General features: G+C 60.3%; 21 protein-coding genes. 7 read left to right on the forward strand and 14 right to left on the reverse strand.

Annotated elements, in window-relative coordinates:
• The first annotated feature begins 3 nt into the window (after positions 1–3).
• From WA225_RS07895 to WA225_RS07910, 4 genes are all read left to right on the forward strand, one after another.
• Positions 4–897: a LysR substrate-binding domain-containing protein gene (locus tag WA225_RS07895; protein ID WP_422607503.1), complete on the forward strand. Its 894-nt coding sequence runs from the start codon at positions 4–6 to the stop codon at positions 895–897.
• A gap of 188 nt (positions 898–1,085) precedes the next feature.
• Entirely contained in the window at positions 1,086–2,582 is a 1,497-nt protein-coding gene (locus WA225_RS07900) for a helix-turn-helix transcriptional regulator (RefSeq protein ID WP_422607504.1), read from the forward strand.
• Positions 2,583–2,720: 138 nt separating this feature from the next.
• Entirely contained in the window at positions 2,721–2,978 is a 258-nt protein-coding gene (locus WA225_RS07905) for a DUF1652 domain-containing protein (protein WP_422607505.1), read from the forward strand.
• A gap of 813 nt (positions 2,979–3,791) precedes the next feature.
• Entirely contained in the window at positions 3,792–4,442 is a 651-nt protein-coding gene (locus WA225_RS07910; protein WP_422607506.1) for a trimeric intracellular cation channel family protein, read from the forward strand.
• Positions 4,443–4,565: 123 nt separating this feature from the next.
• Here the strand turns inward: WA225_RS07910 and WA225_RS07915 are convergent, their stop codons facing one another.
• Together WA225_RS07915 and WA225_RS07920 are read right to left on the reverse strand one after the other, a co-directional pair.
• On the reverse strand, positions 4,566–5,333 hold the full coding sequence (locus tag WA225_RS07915) for an SDR family oxidoreductase (RefSeq protein WP_016985259.1): 768 nt from the start codon (positions 5,331–5,333) through the stop codon (positions 4,566–4,568).
• Between the two features lie 22 nt (positions 5,334–5,355).
• Positions 5,356–6,423: a phosphotransferase family protein gene (locus WA225_RS07920; protein WP_422607507.1), complete on the reverse strand. Its 1,068-nt coding sequence runs from the start codon at positions 6,421–6,423 to the stop codon at positions 5,356–5,358.
• Positions 6,424–6,613: 190 nt separating this feature from the next.
• Here WA225_RS07920 and WA225_RS07925 point away from each other — a divergent pair, with 190 nt between their 5' ends.
• Positions 6,614–7,009: a DUF4280 domain-containing protein gene (locus WA225_RS07925; protein ID WP_008083980.1), complete on the forward strand. Its 396-nt coding sequence runs from the start codon at positions 6,614–6,616 to the stop codon at positions 7,007–7,009.
• Between the two features lie 237 nt (positions 7,010–7,246).
• On the opposite strand, the gene WA225_RS07930 is transcribed toward WA225_RS07925, so the two are convergent.
• From WA225_RS07930 to tssB, 12 genes are all read right to left on the reverse strand, one after another.
• Entirely contained in the window at positions 7,247–7,789 is a 543-nt protein-coding gene (locus WA225_RS07930; protein WP_422607508.1) for a toxin-antitoxin system YwqK family antitoxin, read from the reverse strand.
• A gap of 12 nt (positions 7,790–7,801) precedes the next feature.
• Positions 7,802–9,811: a type VI secretion system tip protein TssI/VgrG gene (tssI, locus tag WA225_RS07935; RefSeq protein ID WP_422607509.1), complete on the reverse strand. Its 2,010-nt coding sequence runs from the start codon at positions 9,809–9,811 to the stop codon at positions 7,802–7,804.
• A gap of 20 nt (positions 9,812–9,831) precedes the next feature.
• Entirely contained in the window at positions 9,832–10,746 is a 915-nt protein-coding gene (locus WA225_RS07940) for an endonuclease/exonuclease/phosphatase family protein (RefSeq protein ID WP_422607510.1), read from the reverse strand.
• A gap of 29 nt (positions 10,747–10,775) precedes the next feature.
• Positions 10,776–11,366 (reverse strand): hypothetical protein, encoded by a 591-nt coding sequence (locus WA225_RS07945; RefSeq protein ID WP_422607511.1) that lies wholly within the window; start codon positions 11,364–11,366, stop codon positions 10,776–10,778.
• Positions 11,367–11,454: 88 nt separating this feature from the next.
• Positions 11,455–12,426 (reverse strand): hypothetical protein, encoded by a 972-nt coding sequence (locus WA225_RS07950; RefSeq protein ID WP_422607512.1) that lies wholly within the window; start codon positions 12,424–12,426, stop codon positions 11,455–11,457.
• 75 nt (positions 12,427–12,501) lie between these two features.
• A complete protein-coding gene (gene tssH, locus WA225_RS07955) occupies positions 12,502–15,045 on the reverse strand; it encodes a type VI secretion system ATPase TssH (RefSeq protein WP_422607513.1) in 2,544 nt (847 codons plus the stop codon).
• Positions 15,046–15,047: 2 nt separating this feature from the next.
• The gene (gene tssG, locus WA225_RS07960; protein ID WP_422607514.1) at positions 15,048–16,073 is read right to left on the reverse strand and encodes a type VI secretion system baseplate subunit TssG; all 1,026 of its coding nucleotides are present in this window, start codon (positions 16,071–16,073) and stop codon (positions 15,048–15,050) included.
• On the reverse strand, positions 16,037–17,830 hold the full coding sequence (tssF, locus tag WA225_RS07965; protein WP_422607515.1) for a type VI secretion system baseplate subunit TssF: 1,794 nt from the start codon (positions 17,828–17,830) through the stop codon (positions 16,037–16,039). The genes tssG and tssF overlap by 37 nt, the downstream gene beginning before the upstream one ends.
• Entirely contained in the window at positions 17,814–18,257 is a 444-nt protein-coding gene (tssE, locus tag WA225_RS07970) for a type VI secretion system baseplate subunit TssE (RefSeq protein ID WP_422607516.1), read from the reverse strand. The genes tssF and tssE overlap by 17 nt, the downstream gene beginning before the upstream one ends.
• Positions 18,258–18,272: 15 nt before the next feature.
• Positions 18,273–18,770, reverse strand: a complete 498-nt coding sequence (locus WA225_RS07975) for an Hcp family type VI secretion system effector (protein WP_007958866.1) — start codon at positions 18,768–18,770, stop codon at positions 18,273–18,275.
• Between the two features lie 124 nt (positions 18,771–18,894).
• Positions 18,895–20,376, reverse strand: coding sequence for a type VI secretion system contractile sheath large subunit (gene tssC, locus WA225_RS07980; RefSeq protein ID WP_064117634.1), 1,482 nt, complete (start codon positions 20,374–20,376; stop codon positions 18,895–18,897).
• Positions 20,377–20,406: 30 nt separating this feature from the next.
• Complete coding sequence (tssB, locus tag WA225_RS07985; protein ID WP_422607517.1) at positions 20,407–20,949, reverse strand: type VI secretion system contractile sheath small subunit; 543 nt, start codon at positions 20,947–20,949, stop codon at positions 20,407–20,409.
• A 227-nt stretch (positions 20,950–21,176) separates the two neighbouring features.
• Between tssB and WA225_RS07990 the strand changes: the two genes are divergently transcribed.
• Positions 21,177–21,626, forward strand: coding sequence for a type VI secretion protein (locus tag WA225_RS07990; RefSeq protein WP_422607518.1), 450 nt, complete (start codon positions 21,177–21,179; stop codon positions 21,624–21,626).
• A gap of 46 nt (positions 21,627–21,672) precedes the next feature.
• Positions 21,673–23,004, forward strand: coding sequence for a type VI secretion system baseplate subunit TssK (gene tssK, locus WA225_RS07995; protein ID WP_422607519.1), 1,332 nt, complete (start codon positions 21,673–21,675; stop codon positions 23,002–23,004).
• Positions 23,005–23,009: the final 5 nt, after the last annotated feature.

Genomic DNA, 23,009 nt, shown 5'->3' on the forward strand with positions numbered 1-23,009 from the left:
GCCATGGACTTGCGTCTGCTCCGCTACTTCATGGCGTTGGCCGATGAGTTGCATTTCGGTCGCGCTGCCGAACGCCTGCACATCTGCCAGCCACCGCTGAGCCAGCAGATTCGTTTGCTGGAGGAGGAACTGGGCACGCCGCTGTTCGAGCGCAGCCATCATCGGGTTGAGCTGACTGCAGCGGGGCAGATGCTCAAGGAGCAGGCACCGCTGGTGTTCGAGCAACTCGAGCGGGCGCTGGACCTGACGCGGCAGACCGGGCGCGGTCAGTTGGGTGAGCTGGAAATCGGCATGATCAGTTCGGTGATGGTCGGTGTGCTTCCCAAGGCCTTGCACCTGTTTCGCGAGCGTTATCCGCAAGTCAATTGGCGCTTGCATGAGATGACCCCGGCGGCACAGGTCAAGGCGTTAAAGGAGAAGCGTATTGATGCCTGCGTGTTTCGCGTGGGTTATGACGATCCGTTGTTGCGCAATGAACTGCTGATCTACGAACCGATACACGTGGTGATGCCGGCGGATCATCCATTGGCTGGCCGTGCGGTGCTGGCCCCGGCGGATCTGGCGCAGGAGCCGTTTGTGGCGCTGGAGTTGAAGCAGTCGCGGTTCGCCAATTTTCTTTATCAGTGCTGCATTCAGGCCGGGTTCACCCCGCAGATTCGCCAGCAAGTGATTGAAGTGCAGACCTTGCTGAGTCTGGTGCGGGCCGGGTTTGGCGTGGCGCTGTTGCCGGCGTCCATCGAGCAATTGGCGCCGGCGGGGTTGGTGTTCCGCCGCCTGACTCCGGCGCTGCCGGAAGTGCCGTTGTATGCCACTTATCGGGCGGATGATGCTTCGCCAGTGCTCAAGCTGTTTCTCGACACCCTGCGTGAACTTATCGAGCACCCAAGCCAACACTGAATCCTGTGGGAGCGAGCTTGCTCGCGAAGGCATAGTGACAGTCGAAAAATGATTTGAATGAAGTAGCGCATTCGCGAGCAAGCTCGCTCCCACAGGGGATTTAGGTTGTTGCAAGAATTTAACGCTGGCACGATCGCAAGCGCGTGAGGTCGTACTCTTCACATGGGCGTATCACTTGTGGAGATCCAATGAGCCAGGAAGTCCTGACCACCGAAACCAACCGCCGCCAGTTGCAGCAGATCATCGCCGGGCTGTCCGACGGGGTGATTTTGCTGGAGCTGGATCAGAGCATTCTCTGGGCCAACGAAGCCGCTATGGCCATGCACGGTGTCAAGCGGATCACCGATCTGGGCCACAATGCCGACGAATACGCCAGGAAATTCAACCTGCGCTATCGCAACAATCACTCGATCAGCGCCGAAAACTACCCGATCAGCCGGGTAGCGCGTTGTGAGAGTTTCAATGACGTGCTGATTGAAGTGTCGCCGAGCGACGACCCCGAGCGCATCTGGGTGCACAGCGTGCGCAGCATGATTCTCACCGATCGCGAAGGGCAGCCCGAGTCGTTGGTGCTGATCATGAGCGACGTCACCGACTGGGCCAACGCTGAGCAGCGTTTCGAAAGGACGTTCAACGCCAACCCGGCACCGGCGGTGATCTGCCGGCTCAGTGATCTGCGTTATATCAAGGTCAATTCGGGGTTTCTGGACATGACCGGGTACACCCGTGAGCAAGTGATTGGCACGTCCTCTTATGAAATCGACATTTTCGAGCAGGCCGAACACCGCGATCTGGCGATTCAGCGCCTGCGCGACGTGGCGACCATCCCGCAGATGCAGGCCGAATTGCGCCTGCCCGATGGCAGTAGCAAGCAAGTGATCGTCGCCGGCCAGCCGCTGACGCTCAACGACGAGGATTGCATGCTGTTTTCCTTCGTCGACATGGAGCTGCGGCACAAGGCCGAGGTGGCGTTGCGCCAGAGTGAGGAGCGTTTCGCCAAGGCGTTCCGCCTGACGCCGGTGCCGATCCTGATTTGCAGTGCCGACGAACAGCAGGTGATTGACGTCAATCAGGCGTTCCTCGAAACCCTGGCCTATGACAGCGAAGACGTGCTCGGCAAGACCGTGACGCAGCTGGACTTCGTCAGTGACAAAGGGGCACGTGCACGGTTACTGACGGCCCTGGAACACAGCGGGCGGGTTGATCGGGTTGACGTGCAGATGCGCAGGAAGGACGGCGATGTGCTGGAGTGCGCATTGTCCGCCGACACCGTGAATATTCAGGACATGCCGTGTTATTTGCTGGTGTTGATGGACATCACCGAGCGCAAGCGCACTGAGCTTGAGCTGGTGGCGGCGATTGAAGAGGTGATGAAGGATGCTTCCTGGTTCAGTCGCACGCTGATCGAGAAACTGGCCAATGTGAAGAAGGTCAATTCGCCGCAATTGCCCAGCGTGTCGTTCACCGATCTGACGGCGCGCGAGCGTGATGTGCTGGGGTTGATCTGCGAAGGGCTGGCGGACAAGGAGATCGCGGCGCGGCTGAAACTGGCGCCGAACACGGTGCGTAATCATGTCGCGACGGTGTATTCCAAGCTTGATGTGCACAGCCGCAGTGAGGCGATTGTCTGGGCGCGGGAGCGCGGTTTGTTTTCCGGTGGCGCCGAGGGCAAGGGGCAGCGATAGGGGTGCAAATGCACTAGTGCGTATGGTGCAATTTGATGTGTTGATGCCGGGTGACTGTTCTTAGTCTGGTGGGGTGCGGTGCGAGCCTTTTGAGGTTTGTGGTCGCGTCCCTTCGAAGTTGTTAAAGGAACAGCCGCAATGATGAATCTTGCGCAGTTGCGCGCGCAGCTTGAGCGTAGTTTTTCGCCGCTGGCGTGTGAGTGTCTGGTGGATGGTGATCATTCGCTGACAGTGAAGCTTTATCACCCGGGGTCGGGGCAGGTGGATCTGGTGATCAGTGGGCTGAAGCTGGATGCGTTGCGTACGGCGGAGTCGGTTGAGGCGTTGATTGACGAGTTGCGGTATGAGCTTGAGAGCAATTCTTTGCGTTCTTCTCGGGATCCGGATTTGGTTTAGTGTTTGGGTTTGGGGTTGGGTGTATATCCGTTTTTAGGGTGTTGCGGATTACGGTTCCGCCCTTACGGCGGGTCACTTTTTCCAGACGCCGAAAAAGTAACCAAAAAGGCTTTGCCCTGACGTTCGGCCCTCGCTGTGGCTCGGGTTCCTTCGCTCCGGGATTGATCCGGGCGCAGCGCCTACGGTTTGCTTCGCTGCACCTCCTCTCGCTGTGTTTGGCTGCGCCAAACGGTCGCTGCGCTCCCACCCCCGGATCAATCCCGGAACGAAGCCTGCCGACGGGCTTTAAGATCAAGAGCTGCAGCCGAGCTAACGCTCATCCTGTTGAGTGGTGAGAAGCGGATGCGGTTTGCTTTTGCTTTTCTGTGGGAGCGAGCTTGCTCGCGAAGGCGGCCTGACAGCCGACCCATCTCTGCCAGAGGGACTCAAACCCTGTGGGAGCTGGCTTGCCAGCGATGGCGGCCTGACTGGCAACGCAAAATCGACAGCTATCACCCTTCGATCCGGCCAATTCACTGGCGCTTGCAGGGCACTCGTCTATAAAGAATGAGTGGTCAGGTCTTCCGTGGTCGGTTCGGTCGCGGGAGTGGCTCTTCCATTTGTCGCGGGTCGTCCTATGAACAATCTTGGGAAACGCGTGTTGCCGTTGGCTGTTTTTGCCGTGTTGCTGGCTGGCTGCGCCAGTCCTCCACCCCCTCCGCCGGTAGCGCCGCCGCCACCGCCGGAGCGCACGTGTCAGGTGCTTGAAAATACTGAAGTCGCCGGTGATGTGTACGTCGACGGGCAGGTCACTCGCCACATCACGACCACCCGTTGCGTCACGCAATAGCGCCGGCGGGGCGTCAGTCCCGGGTTGAGCGGATTGTGCTGGTGGCCGACCTGGCCGGCACGGCGGTGTTTGCTGTCGAGGGTGCGATTGCGGCGATGCGCAGTCAGCTCGACTTGCTCGGGGTGATGGTGATTGCGTTTATCGTCGCGCTCGGCGGCGGGGTGACCCGTGACCTGTTGATCGGAGCCACGCCGCCTAATGCGGTGGCGGATTGGCGCTATCCGGCGTTGGCGTTTTTCATGGGCGGGCTGGCGTTTGTCTGCCATGAGCAAGTGCTGGGCTGGTCCGGTTCGACGTTGATTGTGCTGGATGCGGCGGGGTTGGCGTTGTTCGCCGTGGCGGGTGCGCAGAAGGCGTTGAATTTCGGCATCACGCCATTTGTGGCGATGTTGATGGGCACGATCACGGGTGTTGGCGGCGGGGTGATTCGCGACATTGTGCTGGCGCGGATACCACTGGTGTTGCAGGCGGATTTGTATGCTAGTTCGGCTTTTGTCGGTGCGGCGGTGTTGATCATCGCGCGCAGGCTGGGTGTTTCGCCGGTGGCGGCAGCGCTGTTGGCCGGGGCCGCGTGTTTGATCCTGCGTTTGCTCTCGGTGCATTTCGGCTGGCAACTACCGAAAGTCATTGCCTGACAAACATCCCCTGTGGGAGCGAGCTTGCTCGCGAATGCGGTGTGTCATTTAAATGAATATCAACTGACACGACGCCTTCGCGAGCAAGCTCGCTCCCGCAGGGTAATCATTTGCCTTGAAAAATCAGGACAGGAAACCACCGTCCACATTCAGCGCAACGCCGGTGGTGTAGCTCGACGCATCGCTCGCCAGGTACAACACCGCACCGGCCATCTCACTCGGATCCGCCACACGCTTGAGCGGGATCTGCGTCAGTGCTTGCTTGAGGATCGCATCGTTCTTCACCAGCGCCGAGGCGAACTTGGTGTCGGTCAGGCCCGGCAGCAGGGCGTTGCAGCGAATGCCGAATTGCGCGCATTCCTTGGCGAAGACTTTGGTCATGTTGATCACCGCCGCTTTGGTCACCGAGTAGATGCCTTGGAAGATCCCCGGCGATATACCGTTGATCGACGCGACGTTGATGATGCTGCCGCCACCGTTTTCGCGCATCAGCTTGCCGGCTTCGACCGACATGAAGAAGTAACCGCGAATGTTCACGTCGACGGTCTTCTGGAACGCGCTCAGATCGGTGTCCAGCACGTTGCAGAACTGTGGGTTGGTCGCGGCGTTGTTGACAAGAATGTCGAGGCGGCCGAACTGTTCCTTGATCCCGGCGAATACCTGGGCAATCTGCTCCATCTCACCAATGTGGCAGGCCACGGCTGTTGCCTTGCCGCCGGCGGCGATGATCGCGTCGGCGACGTGCTGGCAGCCGTCGAGTTTGCGGCTCGAGACGATGACGTGGGCGCCTTGCTGGGCCAGCAGTTTGGCGATGGCTTCGCCGATGCCACGGCTGGCGCCGGAAACGAAAGCGATTTTGCCGTCGAGGTCGAACAACTGAGTCTTGGACATAGGGGTTCCTTGGTGTGGGCCGTCAGAGGCTCGATTTCGCAATGACCTGCAAGCTCATCTGCTCCAGCAGTTTGTTCATGTGAATGAACTGCGCGAAGCGTTTGTCCTGGGTCTGGCCGTGATAGAAGCGGTAGTAGATCTGCTGCACGATGCCGGCCAGACGGAACAGGCCGTAGGTGTAGTAGAAGTCGAAATTGTCGATCTGGATGCCTGAACGCTCGGCGTAATAATCGACGAACTCGCGGCGGCTGAGCATGCCTGGCGCGTGGCTCGGCTGGCGGCGCATCAGTTGCACCGGCGCCGGGTCGTCGGCCTGAATCCAATAGGCGAGGGTGTTGCCCAGGTCCATCAATGGATCGCCGAGGGTGGTCAGTTCCCAGTCGAGCACGCCGATGATCTGCATCGGGTTGTGCGGGTCGAGGATGACATTGTCGAAGCGATAGTCGTTGTGGACGATGCTCGACGTCGGGTGGTCGGCCGGCATTTTGTCGTTGAGCCAGGCTTTGACCTTTTCCCAGTGTGGCGCATCGGGGGTCAGGGCTTTTTCGTAGCGCTCGCTCCAGCCTTTGATCTGGCGGGCAACGTAGCCTTGCGGTTTGCCCAGATCGCCGAGGCCGCAGGCGTTGTAGTCGACGCGGTGCAGCTCGACGAAACGGTCGATGAAGCTCTTGCACAGCGCTTCGGTTTTTGCCGAATCGAGGCCCAGTTCCGGCGGCAGTTCCGAGCGCAGGATGATGCCCTTGACCCGTTCCATCACGTAGAACTCGGCGCCGATCACCGATTCGTCGGTGCAGTGCACGTAGGCTTTCGGGCAATAGGGGAAGCCGTCGCGCAATTGATTGAGAATGCGGAATTCGCGGCCCATGTCGTGGGCGGATTTGGCCTTGTGGCCGAACGGCGGACGGCGCAGGACGAACTCCTGTTCCGGGTATTCCAGCAGGTAGGTCAGGTTCGACGCACCGCCGGGGAACTGGCTGATCGCAGGTGTGCCGCTGAGGCCCGGAATGTGCGCCTTGAGGTACGGATCGATCAGGCTGGCATCGAGTTCTTCGCCAGAGCGGATACGGGTGGACTGGTCAGTAAGCGCCATGCTTATCCCTTCTGCTTATTTTGGAGGCCAGACATCATTGGCTAATCTAATGGCGCGCCCGATTGCTCACAAGCGCGGTGCGGTCTTATAGGTTAGCGTGTTGCCCGATAATCACCTTTGAGAATGTGCGCGAAGGGCCGCCACAGACTAAGGTTTAGCGGGTATGCCATGGGCAAAAAGGAGCGTTGAAATGGGCTGTCCGCAAGTCTGTGCCACGGCCACGTTGCAATGCAGCTTCGGCGCCGCGCCGTCGATGCTCAATGTGCTGCCGGTCAACCGCACGCTGACCGGCGGGATGCCGGCGGCGAACATCATGGATCACATTCCGCTGGTCAACATTCTGCCGTTCGGGGTGTGCATGAGCATGGCCAACCCGATGGTGGCGGCTGCGACGGCGGCCGCATTGGGGGTGTTGACGCCGATGCCGTGCATTCCGGCGACGGCCACGCCGTGGATCCCGGGCGGGGCACCGACGTTGTTGTTGGGCGGGATGCCGGCGATCGATGCCAATTCGACGTTGATGTGTAATTGGGCGGGGGTGATCAAGATTGCGATGCCGGGGCAGATGCAGATGCTGATTCCCTGAGTCGCTGAGCCGCTTAACCCTCACCCCAGCCCTCTCCCGGAGGGAGAGGGAGCCGACCGAGGTGTCTATCGAGATACATCGACCTGAACAACCGAGTCGATTATTAGCACTGCGCACCGAACCGAGTTGATTTTGGATTCACTGCATATCTTTCACGTCGGTGAACCTCTTCAATATCCCGCGATCAGTTCCCTCTCCCTCTGGGAGAGGGCTAGGGTGAGGGGCTCTTCAAGGTTCTCAGACCTGCTGCGGATCCGCCCACTGCCGATACCACCAACGCACCCGCGAAATCGGCTTGCCATCCGCGCCCAGCGGCCGCCCGTCCTCGGCAAAACCTTGCTCCGGCTCCAGCAATTGTCCGTTCACATAGCGCGCCTCCAACGCCGGTTTGCCATTGGGATGAAATCGCTGATAACGCCCCTCCCGGACACCATCGCGATTAAACTCCGCCTCCGCCACTTGCCCATCCGGGAAGTAATTGAATGCTTCGCCATGCAGCAAGCCGCGCCGATACGTCGCCTTACGCTGTAAAAACCCCTCAGGCGCATAAAAACTCGCCACGCCCTGCAGCTTGTCGCGCACAAATGGCATCTGCGCCGAGACCTTGCCGTTGGGGTGATAGAGCAGCGACGTGCCCTGTAACTCGCCCTGGCTGTAATTCAGATCCGCCTGTTTGCGCCCGTCATCCTTGATGTTCAACGGCCCCTCTAGCTGACCGTCCTGCAAGCGCCCCTTGATTTGCTTGTCGTCCTGCTGCAGATCCAGCGGTGTAATCGACATGGCTGCTCCTTGTCAGTTGACCTGCACCAGGCCGCCCTTGATGGTCAGCATGCCGCCGCCATCCACGGTCTGCGAGGCTGCACCCTTGTTGGTCAGGCTGATGCCAGCGTCGTTGGTCAGCGTCGTCCCGGCCTTGTTGTCCAGTGAGGTTCCGGCCTGATTGGTCAGCGCGGTGCCGGCCTTGTGCGTGATTGAAGTGCTGGCCGACGTCGCCAGATCAGCGCCGCTCTTGATCGTGAAACTACCGCCGCTTTGCAGGGTTAGGGTGCCGCTGACCTTGATCGTCAGGTTACCGTCCACCGTCAGGCTGTAATCGCCGGTGACCTTGTCGGTGAAGTTGCCGCCGGTGCTGTGGTTCTGGTCGGCGCCGACCTTCACCGTGCGGCTGTCCTTGACATCGAGGCTGTCGCTGCCGGTCTGAATGGTCACGCTGCGTTTGCCTTTTTCCAGCGTCACCGTCTCGTCGCCGTCCTTCACTGTGCGGGTGCGCGCATTTTGCACCGTGAGTGTTTCGTCGTGGCCGACGGTGGCAGTGGTGTCGTTGAGCACGTTTATGTTGAAATCCTTCTGCGCCTGCAAAAACACCTCTTCAGCGTCCTTCTTGTCCTCGAAGCGCAGCTCGTTGAAACCACCGCCACCCTTGGACGACTGGGTCTTGATCCCCGATTGCGTCTGATTGGCCGGGAGGGCATAGGGCAGGGCGTTGTCGCCGTTGTACACGCAACCGGTGACCAGTGGCCGGTCCGGATCACCGTCGATAAACGTGACGATGACTTCCTGGCCGATGCGCGGGATGAACTGCATGCCGAAGCCTTTGCCGCTCCAAGGCAACGCCACGCGCACCCAGCAGGAGCTGGTTTCATCGTTCTTGCCGTCGCGATCCCACGGGAACTGCAACTTGATCCGGCCGTATTCGTCGGTCCAGATTTCCTCACCGGACTTGCCGACGACGATTGCAGTCTGCGGGTGCATGCGTGGTTTTGGCGTGACACGTTGGGGGCGAAACGGTGTGGCTTTGGGGATCGCTTCGAAGCGGTTGCGATAGCTTTCGTGGCTGACGTCATGGGTGACCCGCGTGACGACCCAATCGACGTTCAGACTCGCATCGTCATGGCCGGCGAGGGTGAACCAGTGCCCGGGGATCAGCCAGCGGCAGTCGCTCTCGCCGACAAAGCGTTTTTCCTCACTGCGCAAACCGTCGACGCGTTGCTTGGTCAACGTATCGCCGCGTGCCTTGGCGTTGTAACCGCCGGGATGCTCATAAATGGAACGCGGCCCGGCGACCGCTTCGGCCTGGCCGTAAAGGGAAGTGGTCGGCGTGGTGAACTCATAATCCGTCGCCCGATAAACCCCGGCGACAGCCTGCAAACAGACTTGGCCGGAGCGGATACCGTGCAGTTCACGTTCGCCTGATCCTTGGCCCAGATAACTGACTTTCGGCCCGTTGGGGATCGGCACGAAAGCATCGTTGCTGTCGCCGAGCACCAGCGTGTGCTGGCCGTCGTCGTGGGTGAAAAACCAGAAGATGCCTTCTTCCTCCAGCAGCCGTGAGACGAAGGCGAAATCGCTCTCGCCGTACTGCACGCAGTAGTCGCGCGGCGTGTAGCTGCCGGTCAGCGAGAGTTTGAAATCGCTGAAGCCATGGGCCTTGAAAATCGTCGTGACGATGTCGGAAGTGACAAGGTTCTGGAATACGCGGTTGTTGCTCGCAAGCGTCAGCCACCAGAGCCATGGCCTGAGCAGAAGCTGATAGCGTTCGGCGGTGGCATCGGCGGGCAGTTGGCGGATCTCGGCGACCAGCGCGTCGAACGGGCGCAGTTGCGCATCGTTGTGAAACGTCGTGGTGACGTGTGTGGCGACGGCACTGGTCAGGGTGAGTGAGGTGCCGTCGTTGAGGCCGTTGAGGATTTGCGAACCGAGCGAATTGAGGGCTTCGTCGCCGGACAGGGATTCAGGATAAAGCGCCGACAGCGAGGCGGCGGTGAGGGAGAGCGTGGTGTTGCTGTCGGTGGCACGGGGCATTTAGCGACCTTTGTGCAGAGTTATTCGAGTGTGGCCTTGAGCGTGAACAGCACCGGGAAATGGTCGCTGCGAATAGCCTGTCCCAGACAGCGCGGCGAGATGCTGACGGTGTTTCCATCCATGTCGCTATTGATTTGAACGCTACCGTCGCAGCTGGCTTCCCAAGCGTGTGGGGCATGCACATAGGCATAGTCGAGCATCAACAGGATGGGCAGTATTTCGCAACGCTCGATGGCCTCCATGTTCATGTAGTGTTCGAGATAGGATTGCGGCGTATGTTGCGTGTCCTCCCCGTACCCCTGGCGCAGGCGAAGTTCGTTGGTCGCCCGCTGCAAGGTGACATTACGCACGCTCAGATGGGTATAGCCGGCGCCTTTGGGGAGCAATCGGCTCATGCCGAGCATGGTCTCGGGCCCTTCCACGGCATTCACGTTCAGATCGCCGCCGAAAAACAGCAATTGCTTGATGCCCAGGTTTTCGGCGTTGCTTTCGATGAAACCAATAGTGTCGAGAATATTGCCGGGTGCCATGTATGACGCGTTGGCGTGATAGAACGCAAAGCCATAACTCGAAGCTTTGTGCCGAATGATCAACGGTGCCCGTTGTTCGGTGTGCGAGAGGATGTAACGCTCCGTGACATCGTCGAACTCTTTGGCAATGGCATCGCGAATCAGCACCATGGAGCCGAGCGTGGTGTGTTTCTTCTTGCCGCCTTCCTGCGCGAGCACGGAGGCGAGGGTGTAGCTGCCCATCAAGTCGCTGACCAGGCTTTCATTGATAGATCCGGTTTTTCCCACTTCAAACAGCGCAATGATGTCTGGCTTCTTTTGCTGGATGAAGTAGTCCAAAAACTGCTTTTTATCCGAATACGCACTCGAGAGTTTGGCCCGCTGGTTATCGAAGTGTTGCGTATTCCAGATCATGATCGAGTACATGCAACGCTCCTTGTGCAGCCGCTTTTTGACTAATCGAGTGAGTTCAAAACCGTTCGGTATACATCGCTGCCGCGCATCAATACCACCGAAGTAATCAGGCTTCCGGTATAGGCAAGTACTTCGTTACTGCCGCCCCTGAACAGCGGGATGACGTAGGAAGGCAGCGTATGGCGTTCGGCGACGTATTCTTCGATGTCCTGCGGGGTGGGGCCGTAAATTTTTCCCTGAATTTCGAACCGGTAGTAACCACCGTGGCCGAAATTCTCGGAAATACCGGAGTAGGTCCCGCACGGGACAAAGTGACTGAAGTAATTGGGCGTACCGAAAGCCGTTTCCACACCCACCCGGGCAACGATCTCTTGATTGATTTGCTGGGCGTTCAATTGACTTAATGGAACAGGAACATTGCCGAGGATGATTTCCTTGCCGCTGCGCAACGTCGAACAAGGTTTTTGCGCGATCCGGGTGCGTATTTCGTTTTCCAGATTGGGTTTGATGACCTTTACCTTCTGCAGGTAGCTGCCGACGGCAATCGGAACATTGATCGGTGGCAGACTGGCCTCGATGACGACCTGCTCCCATAGTTCGGTGGTGCCGCGGTATAGAACGGTCCGATACATATGCACTCCTTCGCACTCATTGAACATCAGACAACAACCCCTCAGCGCACAGCGGGAAGGGAAGCGCCATGAATCTGTCCGTCGTTCGTCACACCAGGACGGCTACGGGCACGGCGACAACGGGCGCAGGCCAGGTCACTGCATCCACTCTGCTGCCGCTGAACAGCAAGTTGAATCGAGGATTCGCGGTGTCGACTTTGCACAGTTCAGGCGCCACGAGGGCGGGTATGAACTGCGAAGGACAGGTGGAATCGGTCGCCGTGGTCGATGGACGCTCATCTTCCGGGGTATGAAGTGAGGCACCGTTGACGAGAATTTTCTTGTAGTTATCAATCCATTTCTGGCAATTCTCACAGGCGGCTTTTTTTCCACCGAGGAAGATTTTGCTCTTTGAGAAATGACCTTCCACCATGCCCTTCGTGAAAAATTTGAGCAGTGCCAATTCAGCGTGAACGTTCTCTTCATTGTTTTCGATCACGTTGACGGTTTGCGTACCGATACTGGCTAACGACGTGACGAGATGAAGACCACCGGTGGTGGTGTTTATTTTCTTCGGATCAATAGTTTTGCCCGCCAGTTTTTTATACAGCCACGCATGCGGAGCCTCGATGTCTTTTGGCAGACGGGTTTGAATGTCGACGATTTTTTTGATCTTTTCCGATTGTTCTTCGGTCAGGGGGGCGGGGTTGAACGATGCATTGACGGTGTGAACGGCACGGTAACCCTCCCGGTCCTGGGCTGAGTAAAAGTACTCCATACCCAGCGAATTCAAAGTCATGCTCGGCGCACTGAAAATCTTGTGCGCTTTATACAAGAGCTGCATCAGGCTGCTGAGATTGGTGACGCCACATCGATTGAGCATATTGAGCACGCCTGCATGCTCGCGCGGGTTTGCCGCGATAAAAAGTCGTTCTTCGCCCTGGAAGAACGCGCACTGCACTTCCTGGATATCAAAAGCCCTGGATTGCTCGTAAGCATGGGTGACCCAGTTTTGCCCGCTGGCGAGCGAGCCCAGAATAATTGAGATCTTGGCCAGATCGTATTGATTGCTAAGCTCCATGCGCGTGTCGCCTTCTCTCTGTCATCAATAAAAACCTGCGCCTGTAGTGCTGTTGCGCTTGCTCATAGCGTTTCTCTACTCCAACACCCACTCAGCCAATTTCCCGGTCACCTGGGTCATCAACACATTCTCGACATCCCGTGCACCCGCCGCGCTGCACTTGGCGAGCACCGCTTTGACAATTCCCGAATCGAACTCGAACTGCTTGCCGGTTGCCGCCTTGTAACGGCCACGCAACTTCTCTAGCTTGGCGAGCACTATCCCTTCCAGCGTCACTTCATCCAGCGGCCGATAGGCAACCACGGTCATGCGTGCCAGAAACGCCGGGCGGAAGGCTTGCAGGAGGACTGTGTGCAGCGCTTCGTTGAAGCCATCCGAGCCGAGTTGCGCAACGGGCGTATCGAGCAACAGTTCAGCGCCGACATTGCTGGTGGCCAACATCACGGTGTTCTTGAAGTCCACCACCAGCCCGGTGCCGTCCTCCATCAAGCCTTTGTCGAAGACGTTGTAGAACGCCTCCAGCACATCCGGATGGGCCTTCTCGATTTCATCCAGTAGCACCACCGAATACGGTTTGCGCCGCACCGCTTCAGTCAGCACGCCACCGCTGCCGTAACCGACATAACCGGGCGGGGCGCCTTTGAGTTGGCTGACGGTGTGGGCTTCCTGATATTCGGAGAGGTTGATGCTGATCAGGTTGCGCTCGCCGCCATACAACGCATCGGCCAGCGCATACGCGGTTTCGGTTTTGCCGACGCCCGTAGGGCCGACCAGCAGGAACACGCCGACCGGTTTTTGCGGATCGGTAAGGCCGGCGCGATAAGCCTGCAAGCGTTGGGCGATGGTGTTGAGCGCGGTGCTCTGGCCCATCACCCGTTGGCCCATGCGCGTGCCGAGGGTGCGCACGGCGTGGGCTTCGTCAGCGAGCATTTTGCCGACCGGGATGCCGGTCCAGCCGGCGATGACGGCGGCAACGGTTTTCGCGTCGACCTGTTCGGGCACCAAGGGATCGTCCTGGCGGATCGCGTCGAGTCCCGCCTCAAGGCGCAGCAGTTCGCCAGCCAAATGATCGATGCGACTGTCGGTGGCTTCATCGGGTTTGTCGCCGTCGGCGCGTTCGCTCAATTCGAGCAATTCACGGCGAGTTTCGAGCAGTTCGCGCACCGCCACGCGTTCTTCACCCCAGCGGGTTTGCAGATCGTGGATGGCTTGTACATTGGTTTTCGATTCATCTTCCAGCAGGGTGATGCGCTCACGGTGATCGAGGCCGGTGGCTTGTTCGCGGCGCAGGCGTTCGACCTCATCCTTGAGGCTGTTTTGCCGGTGGCGCAGGCTTTCCAGCGGCGGTGGCACGTCGTGCTGACCGAGGGCGACGCGGGCGCAGGCAGTGTCAAGGACACTGATGGCCTTGTCCGGCAATTGGCGACCGGAGATGTAACGGTGCGAGAGTTTCACCGCCTCATGGATCGCCGCGTCGAGCACTTGCACGCCGTGGTGCTGTTCAAGTTTGGCGGCCACGCCACGGAGCATTTCCACCGCGGTGATCTCGTCAGGCTCTTCCACCTGCACCAGTTGAAAGCGGCGGGCGAGGGCCGGGTCTTTCTCGAAGTACTTTTTATATTCCATCCACGTGGTCGCGGCGAGGGTGCGCAGTTCGCCCCGGGCCAGCGCCGGTTTCAGCAGGTTGGCGGCATCGCTGCCGCCCTCGGCACCGCCGGCGCCGATCAGCGTGTGGGCTTCGTCGATGAACAGGATGATCGGTTTGTCGGCGCTGCGCACGGCGTCGATCACGCCTTTGAGGCGCTGTTCGAATTCGCCTTTGACCCCGGCGCCGGCCTGCAACAGGCCGAGATCGAGCACGCGCAGACTGACTTCCTGCAACGACGGCGGCACGTCCCCGGCGGCGATGCGCAGGGCCAGACCTTCGACCACTGCCGTTTTACCGACGCCGGGTGCGCCCACCAGAATCGGGTTGTTCTGTCGCCGCCGCAAAAGAATGTCGATGCACTGGCGAATCTCGCCATCGCGACCGACGATGGGGTCGATGCGCCCGGCGTGGGCGTCGGCGGTCAGGTCCTGGGTGTATTGATCCAGCACCGAGTCCTGGCGTGGCGCGGGATTTCCAGAGGACGCAGCAGAGCGCGGGCCGACATGCTCACGCGATTTCTCAGTCCACTCCAGCCAATTCGCCCGCAGGGCTTCTTTGGGAATCCGCAGCAGCGACGAGGCACTGTTGAGCAGCAGGCTGCGACGCTCATCGCGGTCAATCAACGCCAATAACAGCAGCCCGGAACGAATGCTCTCGAGTCCCAACACACTGGCCTGCACCACTGCGTCTTCGAGCAGCCCCAGCGTGTGCGAAGACAGCGCCGGTGTGCGTGTACTGCCGGCCTTGAACAGGTCCAGCGCCTTGTTGATCTCGGCGGTCAGCGCATCACGTTCAAGCCCGAAACGCGGCAGCAGAAAGGCAAAGTCGCCGCCCTCGATATCCAGCAGTTCCAGCAATAAATGTTCGATCTCGACAAAGTGATGGCCGCGTTGCAAGCAGCGTTGTGCGGCGCGTTCGAGGGCGCGGCGGTTGTCCGGGTTGAGGCGTCCGATCAGGCTGGCCAGTTCCATGTTCAGGTGATCTCCAGCTGACGAAGACGGGTTTCGATGCTTTGCACCGCGAGGCTGGCCTGACGTTGCAAGCCACCGTTCCAGCTCAGCAGTGACGGCGCCTGGCGGCCGAGTTTCATCGGTCCGGCACCGCGCACCAACAGCACCAGTTTGACGTCCAGGTCCGGGCCGAAATACAGCGCGGCGAGGCTGGCCAGCGCCGGGTGTGTTTCGCCATCGGGCAGAAACCGGGCGGCCTGCGCCGAAGGCAATGGCCCCAGGGTCAACCGAATACCGGCGTGTTCATCCCAGACCCGCTTACCCGCGACGGCGCTGCGCCCGAGCTGCAAATTGCGCCCGCCGGGTTTCATCAGGCTGCGACTGGCCGGAGGAATCTCGCGCCAGGCGCCCTCATAGGCGCTCAACGCGACCGGCACGGCAAACTGCGCGCGTACGATCGCCGCGAACCCGGCCAGTGAACGACGACCGTCGGCAAACAACGCGGTACTGGCCAGCACCGCACAATCCGGCACGGCCTGGCGCTCCTGCAGTGCCTTGGGCAACAACCCGGTCAACGCCCGCAGTTGCGCTTGCACCGGTGACGCGCCGGGTGTCACGAAACCCAGGGCGATGCGGTGTTTGCGCATCACCTTGTAGAGCAGGCTGAGCAGGCGATGCTGGAACAGGTCGAGGAACTCGGCCGGCGCGTGATCTTTCGCCCGTGCCCGTTGCTGCAGCCATTCCTGATAGGCGTAGGGCAGGGGACCGTCGGGCCCGCCGAGGCCGAAAACCGGTGTGTCGATCGTCAGTGGCTCGCCCGGTTGTTCGTGCAGCGCCTCGATCTGGCTGGCGGCGAACATCGGCGTCAATGGGCCACGCAACTTCAGCGCTTCGGCCTGCGGTGAGGTGCCGCTGCCCAGCGACTCGGCTTGCGGCTGTTCACGTTCCAACAGCAACAGCGCCTGCAACAACTCGAACGCCTGTGGATCGCGGCGCAAGCGTTGGCTCAACGTCAAAGCGACAGGGGCATGCCGGCTTGGGGTTGCCATGCCTTGACCTCCTTGTCGGACTGCATCAAGACCGTGCGCACAAAGCGATTAGCCGTGGCGTACAAGGAGAAGAACTGCGCCAGCACCGCCGAAAACAGCACCGCGCTGCTGCCGACAAAGTGCTGCGGATCAAGCTGCAATTGCACCTCAAGCCCGTTGCGCCAACCGCGCCAGGCATCGGCGCCGACATGGCCGATGACGCGTTCGCAACTGAGGCTCAGCAGGCCGTCGATCTGCCGCAGAGCACTGGCTTCATCGCGCAGATTGTGCAGCTGCAAAATCTCTTTCAATGCATCCAGCGCCTGCGGGCCCTCGACCAGCGACAGATGATTGAGGGTCAGTTGCGAGACCAGCCGCCAGCGCGAATCGCCGTCCAGGCGCGGCAGACTCTGCGCACTTGGCGGGTTGCGCAGGCGTGCCCAGGCGACCGGGCCGGGGCGTTCGAAACCCAACGGTGTGCCCGCCGGCAGGCTCTGCGCCAGATGACGATTGGTGCACAGCAGTTCGGCGGTCAGGCTGTAATCGGGCAGATCGGTCTGCGGCTCGAAACGGGTGTCGACCACGCTTACCAGCAAGTCGCTGCCGAGCCGGTTCGGCGTCATCCCGCTGACGCGCCGTGCATGCCAGTAGCGCTGCTGATCGCCGCCGCTGTGCTGATTGCCGTAATAGGCCGGCAGGCGTTGCACGCCGGCGCTGGAACTGGCGCGCATGCCGCGAATGCTGTGGATTTCGACGCTGTTTTCGCGGTGGCTGTCGGCGATCAAGCGGTACTCGCTGCGGGTGCCGTCCGGGCGCAGCGGCTCGGAGGTCCGTGGGAACAGGTTGATGACTGGCGCGCAGCCGAGGGTGATGTCGCTGGCCTGCAAGTGCAGACGATTGCCCGGGGCGCGGTCGAAGACGATGTACAGGTACAGCGTCTGGCTGTCACTGCTCACGCCGCGCATGGGCAGATCGAAAAAGTGAAATTTGTCCGGGAAGGCGAAGTACTCGGCCAGCAGGCGCATGCCCGGGTGCACGCCGTCTTCGTCGGGCAGCAGCGCTTCGTCATCACTGAAACCGACAATCTGTGGCAGACCTTTGAGTGCCAGCGGCACGCTGCCGGGCGAGCCTGCCAGCACTTGCACTGCGTGGGCGCCAAGCAAGTCGTAGAGGCAGGCATTGATGACCGGCGAGGCGGCCAGGTGAATGCGCAATTGCTCGATGCCCAGGTTTGCCCATTGGCTTTCCCCCAGGCAACGCAGGCTCAAGCGCAGGGCCGAGCGAGACTGCGCAACGCCGGTCAGCGCTTGCGCTTCATCACTGCCCAGCAACAGCGCTTCAGTCACCTCGATCGGCCACAGCTGCACGGCGGCCGTGGTGCGAAAGTGAATGCTCTGGCCCTTGTCGGTGGTAACGAATAACGGCGTGTCGCGGGGCAGGGGATAGCCAGCGTCGAGGTTGCCTTTGCTCGGGTCCGGTTCGAACTGGACGATGGCGCAGGAGGGCAACGGCCGCATGGCCAGCGGGTAAAGCTGTTCGAGCAGCGCATCGCTGAACTCGGCGTAGTCATCGTCCAGGCGTCGTTGCAGGCGCGCCGCGAGTAACGCAAAACCTTCCAGCAAACGCTCGACATGCGGATCGGGACATTCGCCGGGTGACAGCTCCAGACGCCGCGCCACTTTCGGATAGCGCTCGGCAAACTGGCTGCCGGCATGCCGTAGCCAGGTCAGTTCGCGTTGGTAATAGTCAAGCAGTTGCGCGTCAATCGAGTCGCTCATGGCGCACCTCCAGCCCTTGGCCGCCGGGCTCGATGACAAACGCCACCGGAAAGTGCTGGTGGCCACTGCGCAGTTCGCCGAGCAGACGAATGCTCATGCGTTGTGGTTGTTCGGGCAGAGGATTGACCTGAACGTCGCCGAGTTTCAGGCGCGGTTCGAAATGGGTGATGGCTTCGCGAATATCGCGCGCCAGGCGACGACGGTCATCGCTGCGCTGTTGTTGCAAAGCGCTCCAGTCGGCGATGCCGTAGTCGATCACGCTGGGTGGGTTGGTCAGTGTGCGTGGGCCACGCCGGGTGTTGAACAGGCGCCCGAGCTCGGCATGCACCGAGTCGAGCAAGTCCTGCCGATCGAACGCGCGTACGCCGTCGGCCTCGCTCGAAGCGAGGCGTTCGAACAGCGGGGGGAGCATGCCGGTGCCTGCCATGGCCGCGACGCCGGCTTAGCTGACAAGCTTGTTGGCGGCCATGTCCCAGGTCGAGGCGGCCGTGCCTTCCTTGGTGCCGTCGTCTTTCTGCGCGGTGAGCTCCCATTTGATCTTGGTGAAGTTCAGCGACAGGGTTTCCACCGGTTTGCCGCCGGTGCCGCCGCTGACGCTGACGTTGGAAATCACCACGTTGGTCAGCGTGTAGATGATGAACGGCAAGAGCTGACCACTGCCTTCGGCGGCGTTGCGCCCAATGGTGATCTTGGCTTCCGGAATGGGTTTGCCGGCGCAGCAGTATTCGTTGAGAGACGGTGTCGAGGTGTCGACGAACTTGGTCAGGGTGAATTCGCCAACGTGCGGTTTACCGGAAGTCCGTTCCGAGTTGCTGACGTCGTTGGTGACTTGCATCGCCACGTTGTGGCTGTAGGACATGACTTCGATCTTGTCCGCATAACCTTCGAGCAGGCTGTCGCCTTTGATATCGCCGCCGAGGTCGAGAATGATTGCATCCATCGCTTGAAACTCCTGAAAGGTGTCGCGCTAGATAAATGAATTGTTCAACTGAACCCTGAACCTGTGGCGAGGGAGCTTGCTCCCTCGCCACAGGCTTCTTCACTGGTTCAAAAAGTTGTTTTCGTCAGGCGGCAACCGGTGGCGGCAATGTCGCCACCAGGCGGATCGATGCCGTCAGTTCCTCAAGCTGGAAGTGCGGCCGCAGGAACACCGTCGCCCGGTAGGCGCCCGGTTTGCCGGCGACTTCGGTGACGTCCACTCGCGCTTCACGCAATGGGTATTGCGCCTTGATTTCCTGCGGTGCGTTGTCGTTGATCAGCACGTAGTCGGCGATCCAGTTGTTGAGGTAGGTCTGCACGTTGTCGCGGGTCATGAAACTGCCGACCTTGTCGCGCATGATCACCTTCAGGTAATGCGCGAAACGCGAGGCGGCGAGCACGTACGGCAACATTGCCGAGATCCGCGCGTTGGCGTTGGCTTCGTTGGTGTTGTAGACCTTGGATTTGTTGGTGGTCTGGCCGCCGAAGAACACCGCGACGTCGCTGTTCTTCTTGTGGCACAGGGCGATGAAACCGAGGTCGTTGAGTTCCTTCTCGCGGCGGTCGGTGATTGCCACTTCGGTCGGGCATTTCAGCGACAGGTCGCCGGAACTGGTGCGGAAGGTATGCGCTGGCAGACCTTCGACCGCGCCACCGCCTTCAGCGCCACGAATCGCCGCGCACCAGCCGTATTTGGCGAACGCTTCGGTGATGCGTTGCGACAGCGCCCACGCCGCGTTGCCCCACAGGTATTTGCTGTGGTCAGTGCCGTTGACGTCTTCGACGTAGTTGATGCCTTCCACCGGCGCAGTGTCCGGGCCATAGGGCAGGCGCAGAAGGAAATGCGGCAGCACCAGTGACACATAGCGCGAATCTTCACTCTCGCGGAACGAGCGCCACTTGATCAGTTCCTGGCTCTCGAAGACCTTGGACAAATCACGCGGCACGGCCAGCTCGGTGAAGCTGTTCATGTCGAACAGGCGTGGGCTGGCGGCGGCAATGAACGGCGCGTGCGCAGCGGCGGCAACGTTCGAGAGTTTTTCCAGCAAGCCAATGTCCTGCGGGTGACGGCCGAAGGTGTAGTCACCGACCAACAGGCTGAACGGGTGACCACCGAAGGTGCCGTATTCCTCTTCGTAGATTTTCTTGAACAGCGCGCTCTGGTCGAATTCGACGGCTTTCTCCAGATCGTTCTGCAGCTCTTTCTGCGTGACGTTGAGCAGGCGCAGTTTCAGTCGGGTGCTGGTTTCGGTGTTCTGCACCAGCATGTGCAGACCACGCCACGAGGCTTCGAGTTTTTGCAGGTCGGGGTGGTGCAGCACCTCGTTGAGTTGGGCGCTGATCAGTTCATCGATCTGGCTGATGCGGTCGTTGATCATCGCCACGGTGTCCTTGTCGATGGCCATGCCTTCGTCGAGCACCTGGGTGGCGAATTCCGCGAGCATGTCGCGGGCGTAATCCTGCTGACTGTCATCGTGGGCCATGCGGCCGTCGAGAATGATCTGGTCGAGCAGGGAAAGTGTCTCGGTCGTACTGTCGCTGGCTTGTTTCTGAGCTGAAGCGGGCATGGCGAATTCTCCCCTCGATTAAGTGGACGATCAGGCTTGCGGTTCGGCCGGCGCCTCGGCATCAGCTGCCGGGGTAGCGGTGTCCGGGCAGGCCGATTTGATTTCCTGCAGGCCTTCGGTGTTGGCGATGACATCGCGCAACAGCTTGTCCAGGTCATCGTTGCCGTCGAGTTTGGTCAGCAGATCGCGCAGGCGTTGGCGGGCCTCGAACAGGCGCCGCAGCGGCGTGACTTGCTCCACCACCTTGACCGGGTCGAAGTCGTCGATGTGCTTGAAATTGAGTTCGATGTTGAGCTTGCTGTCGCCGCCGCTGAGGGTGTTGTTGACCTGCAGCGTGGCGCGTGGGGCGATCGAGGCGAGCACCTCGTTGAAATTGTCGCGGTCGATTTCGGTGAAACGCCGCTCAGTCAGTTTTGCCAATGGTTCGAGCGGCTTGCCCGAGAGGTCGGCGAGGATCCCGACCACCAGTGGCAATTCTTTTTTCTCGATGGCATTGCCGATTTCGACGTCGTAGGTGATTTGTACACGGGGCGGACGCACCCGGTCGAGCTTGTGCTGAGTACTTTCTGCCATGACGGCGGACTCCGATGCGATGGGCGGGCGCAATGCATCGGGGAGGCCCGTTCATCGCTTTCCCTTACTGGACCGTAGGTTAGAAAGGGGAGCAGATGACCTGTCGTTCCTTTGACAAACCTTCTTGATTCGGCTGTAGGAACCGAACTACCCAAGACGCTAGAACAGGTCTATAAAAATGCAAGCAAAAACATTTTTGGACAGGTTCGGGAAAAGGAAAATTCATTTTGTGCGGACGTTTTTTTGTAGCGATTGTGTTTGCGCTCCTGGCCGGTTGTTCCTTCTTCGGGCCGAAGGTGGACCTCGACAGCCTGACCCTCGATGTCGCGCCCAAAGCCAATGACGACACGCCGATCGCCGTAGATTTCATTGCCGTCGCCGACCCCGATCTGCTCAAGCAACTGTCGGGCATCAGTGCCAGCCAGTGGTTTGCCGGACGCGAGCAGTATCAGCGCGACTATCGTCAGTTGATGAGCGTGTGGGGACTGGAGCTGGTGCCGGGGCAATTCATCGACCGCCAACCCTTCCCGTTGGGAGGCAAGAAGGCCGCTGGACTTTTAGTCTTCGCCAGCTATAACACTCCCGGAGCGCACCGATTGCGCCTCGATGATCAGAGCGAAGCGTGGCTGAAATTCGACAGTCGCGAGATGAGTCTGGTCAACCCCACCGAGCACTGAAATATCACCGCTGCCGCCGGATCGCGGCTTGGTCGAAGGGAGTCGTATGAGTCTGCTACCTGACGCGGTTTGCTGGCACGAAGGCATGCAATTGCTGCCGCAGCATTTTCAGTTGCAAGGGCTACGGGCCGAAGCACTCGGCGCGCATCTGGCGCAAGCGTGCAACCCGTGGTTCTGGGGCGTCAGCAATATGGAGTTCGACCCCTCGGCGCTGAGTGCCGGCGTGATCCGGGTGCTGTCATTGCAAGGGACGATGCCCGACGGTTTGCCGGTGGACCTGCAGGCCGGCATCGGCCCGGCACTGGAGCTGGATGTCAGCGCGGCGATCAATGCCACCGACGATGCCACCGTCACCGTGTTCCTGGCGATCAGTCCGATGTGGCGCGCCGGGCAACTGCTGCCGCTCAAGGGCCGTTTGCAGTCGGTGGTCGGCGAGGCGCTGCCAGACCTCACCAGCGGCGAATTCCCTGAATCGATCACGGTGTGGCGGCCCAACCCACGGTTGTGCACGCAACTGAACAAAGCCGATTCCATTTGCCTGCCACTGTTGAAGATTCGCAAGGAGGGCGGCGGTTTTCTGCCGCTGGCCTACACGCCACCGACGCCAATCCTGTTGCCAGAGTCGCCATTGGGTCGACGGATTGCCGGAGTCTGCGCACGGGCGCGGGAGAAGTGTTTGTTTCTCGGTGGCCGTTTGCGCCAGGCGCAACAGGCCGGCAATCAGGACGATGCACTGGAAATTCGCCGCCAGTTGACCGCGCTGTGGCTGCGCCTGCCGGAAGTCGAGGGCTTGCTCAACAGCCGCATCGCCCAGCCACAACCCCTCTATGTGCACTTGCTCGGACTTGCCGGTGCGTGGTCGGCGCTCGATCCGCTGGCCGGTGTACCAGCGTTCGCGCCGCTGGATTTTGTCGAGTTGCAGCGCGGTTATGACGCCGTCCTGCAATGGCTGGAAACCACCCTCGAACTGATTCGCGCCGGCTACCGCAGTCTGCCGTTCGAACGCGGTGAGCAGAGCTTTTCGATTCAGTTGCCGGACGAACAACCGAGCCAGCGCCTGGTCATCGGCCTGCGCATGCCCAACGGTGCCAGCGAACAAGCGGCCATCGACTGGTTACGCAGCGCGATCATCGCCTCGGCGCCGCATATCGCCTTGCTCAGTCGGCAGCGCATGAGCGGCTTGAGCCATCAGGCCATGAGCCGCAGCGAGCAAGTGGCCTACAGCGTCGGCGAGGACACGCGGCTGTTTGTGGTGACTGCCGAGGGGACGTGGTTCGATGCGCAACTGCCGCTGATGATTGCCGCGCCGGCCGCCAAGCTCACCAGCAGCCCGTGGCAAGTGGTGCTGTTTGTCGCCCAGAACAGCGAAAGTGCCTGATCACA

Origin of the sequence: Pseudomonas sp. (assembly GCF_049300855.1) — a bacterium.
Classification (GTDB): Bacteria; Pseudomonadota; Gammaproteobacteria; order Pseudomonadales; family Pseudomonadaceae; genus Aquipseudomonas.